Raw genomic sequence first — 7,405 nt, 5'->3', positions numbered from 1 at the left:
ACAAAATGCAGAGATGGCTTGCATAACGGGAGGTGTCCATATACGGGCAAGGCGCGTCGAGCGCCGCCCCCGGAGAAAGAGCGCAGGATATTTCAGCGTCTGCTTCGCCGCGTGATTTTATCTGTGCATCAGGGCTTAATGCAGGTTCCCGCCAGCCCGGCGAGGGTGTCATCGATACGCGACAGCGCCCCAATCCATGCCCGCTTGCCCCGACGGCGCACGTAGCCGCTTACCGCCGCGATTTTCGGCCCCATCGCGCCGTCGTCGCGGGCAAAAGGCGCCAGCTCTTCCGGCGTCGCTTCGCGGATCGGTCGCTGCATGGGGGTACCCCAATGTTCATATACCGCATCCGCGTCGGTCAGGATCGCCAGGCCATCGGCATCAATCTGCTCCGCCAGCAGCGCGGCAGCGAGGTCTTTATCAATCACCGCCTCTGCGCCCTGCCCGCTCTCAAGCACCGGAATTCCGCCGCCGCCGCAGCATATCACCACGTGCCCCTCACCCAGCAGACGCTCAATCGACTCGCTCTCCTCAATCCTCACCGGCGTCGGCGAAGGAACCACCCGACGCACATATTTACCGTCGCGCTTCATCCTCCAGCCGTACTCATCTTCCAGCCGTTTTTGCAGCTCCGGATCGTAAACCGGACCAATAAACTTCTCCGGCGCCGAAAAGGCCGGATCGTTTGACGAGACTGTAATGCGGGTCATCACCGTCGATACCGGCGGCATGAGTGATTCCTGCGCCAGGCGCTGGGCCAGCATATAGCCAATCATGCCCTGGCTCTCCGCGACCAGCACGTCCAGCGGATAGGGCTCAACGTCGCCGTAGGCCAGATTTTGCAGCGCCAGCAGACCCACCTGCGGCCCGTTGCCGTGCACAATGGCCAGCCGATACGTCTGCGCCAGACGCGCCAGCGCGGGAACCGCGCTATCGATATTGCGGTACTGATTTTCTACGGTCAGCGCTTCCCCGCGCTGTAATAAAGCGTTGCCGCCAAGGGCAACAACCAGCGTTTTCATGAAAAGTCCTTAGATAAGATGTTGCGCCAGCCAGAATCCCAGAAGCGTGTCGGCGCCGGAGGTATGCCCCATCGCCAGCAGCGCTTCGACGGCGGGCTCGAGACGTCGTCCACGTTGCAGGGCACAGGCAAAATGCATCAGCGGCGAAGCGAAGCGCCCCTCGCTGGCATAGCGTAAATAGTTGACGCTCACCTGAGTGGTGGCCGCGCGCAGATCGCCGGAGGCGCGAAAAAATGCCCTTCCGCCGCAGGGTGACATGCGCCCCGAGCGCCACGCCGCCAGCATCATGCCGATCAGCATGTCGTCCAGGCTGGGCGTCAGGCCCGGCCCCTTGCCCAGCCACAGGCGCCAGTCGACGGCGTTGCCGGCCAGCGCGGAGGCAAAACAGTGGCGAAGCTGGCGCAGCTCGGGATGCTGCCGCAGCTCGATAGCCTGCGACAGCGGCCCGAACAGCCCGGTCTCCTCCGGTCGACTCATCAGCGCTGGCGGGAGATAAGCGCTTACGGATTGACAGCGGAGCCGCAGGGAGCAGCGTCTGCGCGGCGGCATCAGCAAAAGATCGCCGACCTGAATACCGTCATTCCGCGCTATCGGCGACGCCCCCGTCCGCAGCGCCGCGTGCAGCCGGATAAAATCGCGATGACGAACAACCCATCCGCCGGGGCTCACGCCCTGTCCCCGATGATGCAGCGTCAGCAGCGCGCCGCCTGCAACATAGAGGTTAATGGTGCGCCGCCAGAGGCCGCCGGTTCGCCACGGTTGGCGATGATCCGGCGCATCGACGCTGCCTATCAGCGGACGAATCCTCTCCATCGCGCTACCTCAGCTCACGCCCAGTTCGTCCGCCAGCGCTTCCAGCGCCTGCTCGAAACAGGCCAGCGGCGCTCTGACGGTTCCGGCGCCAATCTGGCCGATCCCCGCTTCTTTATGGGCGATCCCGGTGTTAATGAGCGGCGTAATGCCGGTTTCAACCACCCGGCGAATATCCAGTCCGAGACAGGCGCCCTGGAAATCCCAGCCAGGAATCTGCAGCTGCATATTGCGCTCAAGGAAGATTTCCGCCATCTCCTCCGAAACGGATTTTGCCGCCTCCATTCCGCCAGCGCCGACAAAGCGGGTCACCCCCGGCGCCGCAATCATCGCCGCGCCGCCGATGCCGAAGGTTTCGGTAATGGCGCTGTCGCCCATATCCGGGTTGGCCTGTTCCTGAGAGAAACCGGTAAAGAACAGCCCCTGCGGCGTATTCACCGGTGCGGTAAACCAGCGGTCGCCCAGTCCGCTAACGCGAATACCGAACATATCGCCGTTGCGGGTCATCGCGGTGACAATACTGCCGGCGCGGATCTGCGCCCCGGCATCCATCGCTGATTTGCAGTAGGCCATCGCCAGGTTGAGGAAGAACTGATCGGTGATGGCGAGAAAATCCATCACTTCGGCGATCTGTTGTTTGTCGTGGTCGAGTCGCGCCAGATGCGGTGCCAGCGTGCGCATCAGTAGCGCGGAGGTGGCGATATTGCGCTGGTGGAACTCATCGCCCATGGTGATGCCCTGCGCCATCATCGCGGTGAGATCAATGCCGCGCGTCATCTGTTTCAGCGCCGCACTGAGAACGGGCATCAGCACATCGCGCATCCAGCGCAGGCGCTGCTGCACGTCTTCGCCGTAGGCGCCGAAACGCATCACCTTGCCAATGCCTTCGTTCAGGTTGCAATACGCGCGGTTACCTTCGGCGATGTTCTCCACGACCAGCATCGGCATATTCGGCGAAGTAATACCGCCCATCGGCCCTACGGCATTAACGTGGTGGCAGGGAATAAAGGTAATCTCGCCGTTTTCCAGCATCGCGTGGGCCGTTTTCTCATCCTGCGCCCAGCCTTCGAACAGGCAGGCGCCAATGCAGGCCCCTTTCATCGGACCGGTCATCTCCAGCCAGCGCATCGGCGGCCCGGCGTGGAGCAGCGTTTTGTTTTGATTCAGCGCCCCGATTAAAGAACCCGCCGGCTTCACATCCAGCCAGTGCGGACGTGCATTACGAATTCGTTCTATTACTGCGTCATTGGCCTGCGCCACTGATGTAAACATAGAGACCTCTTATTGCAAACGTTCTAATAAACGAGCCAGTTTCTTATTCCCACCGGCAATCGGCGCCCACTGATAGTGAACAACCGGCGTTCCGGCGGTCTGTAAATCGAGCGCAAAGCTGCGCAGGCCAGCATTAATCACCGACACGCCGTCCAGCAGGCCGGCGCGCAGGGCAGGAGCGGCTTTCCGCGGCGGGCTAATCAGCGCGGCGGCAAGCAAGGTGGCTTCAGGCAGGCTATCGACCACGGCGATCCCCGCATCTTCAAGGACTGAAATCTGACGGGAGCGGCACTGCGGATCGCTTTCGGTTCCGGTCACCGTCGCGATAACGTGCAGCGGACTATCGTCGGCTCTGGTCGCCCACGCCCGCTGGCATGCTTCGACCAGCGAGCCGGCCGGATCGGCGGTGGCGCCGTAGCCAATCACCACGTCCAGCAGTAGTACGCCAACCTGAGTTTCCGCGCCAAGTTCGGCAATCAGCTGGTTGCGCAGGGAGGGGTCGATCATCGGATGCGGACGGCCGACGGTGTAAAAATCGTCGCCAAGATCGACGACCCGGTGCCCCTGCGCGTTGAGCATCATGCCCTGCGGGTGATGCGCATCAGGGGTAATGTTCAGCCGTTCTGCCAGCAATCCTGCGGATTCAGCAGCCAGCGTACCGCCGGTGTATAAGCCGCGAATCTGCTTGCCCGCCACCGCGGGAAGGCTTGCCTGACGCCGCCCCACTCGCGCCAGCAGGCAGGCCAGACGCCCGGCCTCGTCAAGCGTGCGGGCGAACCAGACGTTTTCATCGCGGGCGATCGGCGGCGTATAGCCGAGAAATAGCGCCACCACCGGTTTCGCGCTGCGCCTCATGGCGGCGATGATCTTCAGACGCACCGCTTCGGCGGGAGGTTTAGAAACAAAGGCCAGCACCTGGCTCTGCGCATCCTGGGTCAGCATTTCCAGCGCCGTTTGCGCGCTGATGCCGCCCACTTCGGCGCTCAGATCGCGGCCGCCGAGACCGATCGCATGGCTGATCCCTTCGCCGCCGAGGACAATCTGCGAGACCAGCTCCTGAATACCGGTGCCGGACGCGCCAATAACGCCGATGTTGCCTTCCGGCGTAACGTTGGCGAAAGCCAGCGGCGTGCCGGCAATCATGGCGGTGCCGCAGTCCGGCCCCATGACCAGCAGCCCTTTGTCGCGGGCGCGGGTTTTGAGCGCGATTTCATCTTCCAGCGTGACGTTGTCGGAGAAGATCATGACGTTTTTCTCGCTGCTGAGCGCCTGATGGGCAAGCTCCGCGGCGTACTCCCCGGCAACGGAAATTAAGGTCATATTGGCCTGCGGTAGCTTCTGCGTTGCGCTTTGCCAGCGGCGAACCACGCTCAGGCTCTGACTTTGCCCGCTCCCCTGCGCCAGGGCGGTAAGGGCCTCATCAAGACGGGCGGCGATCATTTGCGTAACCGACGCATCCGCGCAATCGGTGCGGATCGCCACGCAAATGTCATTTGGCGTCGCGCTGGCAAAATCGTCGTGCCAGAACCCGGTCGTTTCCAACAGCGATTTATTTGCCGGTGTGCCCATCATGACTGAAACATCATCGACATTTTCCGACTCGCTCAGCTTGCGTGAAATAATCATTAAGCTGACCGAATCCTGGAAACAGCCCTTTTTAATAAAGGCATGGATCATAATAACTCCCCAATAATTGCACCCATTGCAATTGAATGAGCATGGTTAATCTGCCATCAGGCTAACGGGATAAAATTATCGACGGCGTGACCGGAATCACATGAGAATTATTACAAGATGCTTTCAAATAAAGCCGAAGGCATTAGCCCGAGTTTTTTAATGAATAGATTAACCGGGTCCCTTCTGACAAACCCACGGTGATTATTAAATAAAATCTAACTAACTATTTTTACCAATACAGATCACAATTTAAGTTTATTTTCCCCGTATTTTATTTGGCAGTCAGGCTCTACACCGTCGTTAAAAGGAAGACAGATGAAAGTCAGTCGGGAAACACTTCATCAGCTTATTGCCAATAAGCTGAATACAGCAGGGCTTACTCGCAATCATGCGGATATCATTGCCGATGTACTGGTTTATGCCGATGCCAGGGGTATTCATTCGCACGGCGCGGTTCGCGTTGAATATTATGCGGAACGTATTTCAAAAGGCGGAACCAATCGTCATCCCACCTTCACCTTTGAAAAGAACGGCCCCTGCAGCGGTATTTTGCATGCCGATAATGCCGCCGGTCAGGTGGCCGCCAAAATGGGCATGGAGCACGCGATAGAATTGGCCAGGGAAAACGGCGTGGCCGTGGTCGGCATCCGGCGTATGGGCCACAGCGGAGCGATCTCTTACTTCACCCGGCAGGCCGCCCGCGCCGGGCTAATCGGGATTTCGCTGTGCCAGTCAGACCCGATGGTCGTGCCTTTTGGCGGGGCGGAAATCTATTACGGAACCAACCCGCTGGCCTTTGCCGCGCCCGGCGAGGGCGATGATATCATCACCTTCGACATGGCCACCACGGTGCAGGCATGGGGGAAAATTCTCGACGCCCGCTCGCGCCATGAAACCATTCCCGATAGCTGGGCGGTGGATAAAAACGGCGCGCCGACCCGCGATCCTTTTGCCGTTCACGCCCTGCTTCCGGCAGCCGGCCCGAAAGGCTACGGCCTGATGATGATGATCGACATCCTCTCCGGCATTTTGCTCAACCTCCCCTTCGGCCGCCAGGTCAGCTCTATGTACGACAATCTGAGCCAGGGACGCGAGCTGGGCCAGCTGCATATCGTCATCAACCCGGCATTTTTCTCCTCCAGCGCGCTATTCCGCCAGCATATCAGCGACACCATGCGTGAATTAAACGCCATTACGCCAGCGCCCGGATTTAACCAGGTGTATTACCCCGGGCAGAACCTGGATATCAATGAGAAAAACAGCGCCGTCAACGGTATCGAGATCGTTGATGAGATTTATGACTATCTGGTTTCGGACGCTTTATATAACCGCTCTTATGAAACCAATTCCCCGTTTGCTCAATAAATTAAAATACAGGAGTTGCGTATGGCTCATTATTTTCGACAGGCAATAGAAGAGACATTGCCCTGGCTTTCCTCTTTCGGCGCCGACCCGACCGGGGGCATAACCCGCCTGCTCTATTCGCCAGAATGGCTGCAGGCGCAGCAGGCATTCAAACAAAGAATGAGCGAAAGCGGACTGGAAACGCGCTTTGATGAAGTGGGCAATCTCTATGGTCGCCTGCCCGGCACACGCTTTCCCGATGAGGTTATCCTCAGCGGTTCGCATATTGATAGCGTCGTTAACGGCGGCAATCTTGACGGCCAGTTCGGCGCGCTGGCGGCCTGGCTGGCGGTTCGCTGGCTAAAAGAGACCTACGGGGCGCCGCTGCGCACCGTGGAAGTGCTGGCGTTAGCGGAAGAAGAAGGTAGCCGCTTCCCTTACGTCTTCTGGGGCAGCAAAAATATCGTCGGCATCGCTAATCCAGCGGACGTACGCGAAATTAAAGACGCTAAAGGCGTGGCGTTTATCGATGCCATGAAGCAGTGCGGTTTCAGCCTACCCGGCGCTCCGCTGGCGCCGCGCCGGGATATTAAAGCCTTCGTAGAGCTGCATATTGAGCAGGGTCGCGTGCTGGAAACCAACAAGCAGTCTATCGGCGTGGTCAACGCCATAGTCGGACAGCGTCGCTACACCATCACCCTCACCGGCGAGTCTAACCATGCCGGCACGACGCCAATGGGCTACCGTCGCGACACCGTCCACGCCTTTAGCCGTATCTGCTGCGAATCTATCGCCAAAGCAAAAGCCCACGGTGACCCGCTGGTGCTCACCTTCGGTAAAATCGACCCGCAGCCGAATACCGTCAACGTGGTGCCGGGCAAAACCGTCTTCACTATGGACTGCCGCCATACCGATGCTCTGGAGTTAACGGCATTTACTGAGGTCATTGAGGCCGATATGCGGCGGATCTGTCAGGAGATGGATATCGGCATTGAGATCGACCTGTGGATGGATGAGGCTCCGGTTCCCATGGATAAGAAGCTGGTGGCCCAGCTCACCGCGCTTTGTGAAAAAGAGAAGGTGAATTTCCGCGTGATGCACAGCGGCGCGGGACACGACGCGCAGATATTCGCTCCCTGCTTCCCGACCTGCATGATCTTTATGCCGAGCATCAAAGGCATCAGCCATAACCCGGCGGAAAGCACGCATATCGAGGATCTGGCGGAAGGCGTAAAAACGCTCGCCTTAATGTTGCATCAACTGGCCTGGACTGAATAAGG

At 59.2% G+C, this 7,405-nt stretch carries 6 protein-coding genes; 2 read left to right on the top strand and 4 right to left on the bottom strand.

All coding sequences use genetic code 11. From position 1 onward, the window contains the following. Positions 1-128: 128 nt before the first annotated feature. Genes ABLV12_RS15325 through ABLV12_RS15310 form a run of 4 tightly spaced genes read right to left on the bottom strand, consistent with a single transcriptional unit; the run spans position 129 to position 4,781 of the window. Positions 129-1,022: a carbamate kinase gene (locus tag ABLV12_RS15325; protein ID WP_004111074.1), complete on the bottom strand. Its 894-nt coding sequence runs from the start codon at positions 1,020-1,022 to the stop codon at positions 129-131. A 9-nt stretch (positions 1,023-1,031) separates the two neighbouring features. After that, complete coding sequence (locus ABLV12_RS15320; protein ID WP_049593438.1) at positions 1,032-1,835, bottom strand: DUF2877 domain-containing protein; 804 nt, start codon at positions 1,833-1,835, stop codon at positions 1,032-1,034. Positions 1,836-1,844: 9 nt separating this feature from the next. Then, positions 1,845-3,104 carry a DUF1116 domain-containing protein gene (locus ABLV12_RS15315; RefSeq protein WP_348867138.1) on the bottom strand — a complete coding sequence of 420 codons (1,260 nt, stop codon included), beginning with the start codon at positions 3,102-3,104 and terminating at the stop codon, positions 1,845-1,847. Positions 3,105-3,113: 9 nt separating this feature from the next. Next, the gene (locus ABLV12_RS15310) at positions 3,114-4,781 is read right to left on the bottom strand and encodes an acyl-CoA synthetase FdrA (RefSeq protein ID WP_348867137.1); all 1,668 of its coding nucleotides are present in this window, start codon (positions 4,779-4,781) and stop codon (positions 3,114-3,116) included. A gap of 315 nt (positions 4,782-5,096) precedes the next feature. Between ABLV12_RS15310 and allD the strand changes: the two genes are divergently transcribed. Then, positions 5,097-6,146, top strand: coding sequence for an ureidoglycolate dehydrogenase (gene allD, locus ABLV12_RS15305; protein WP_004111070.1), 1,050 nt, complete (start codon positions 5,097-5,099; stop codon positions 6,144-6,146). Positions 6,147-6,167: 21 nt separating this feature from the next. After that, entirely contained in the window at positions 6,168-7,403 is a 1,236-nt protein-coding gene (gene allC, locus ABLV12_RS15300; RefSeq protein WP_160885740.1) for an allantoate deiminase, read from the top strand. Positions 7,404-7,405: the final 2 nt, after the last annotated feature.

It is taken from the genome of Klebsiella sp. CN_Kp100, from assembly GCF_040065315.1.
Taxonomy (GTDB): domain Bacteria; phylum Pseudomonadota; class Gammaproteobacteria; order Enterobacterales; family Enterobacteriaceae; genus Klebsiella; species Klebsiella oxytoca.
Note: the sequence above shows the minus strand (reverse complement) of the source record. Positions and strands in the feature narration are given on the sequence as shown.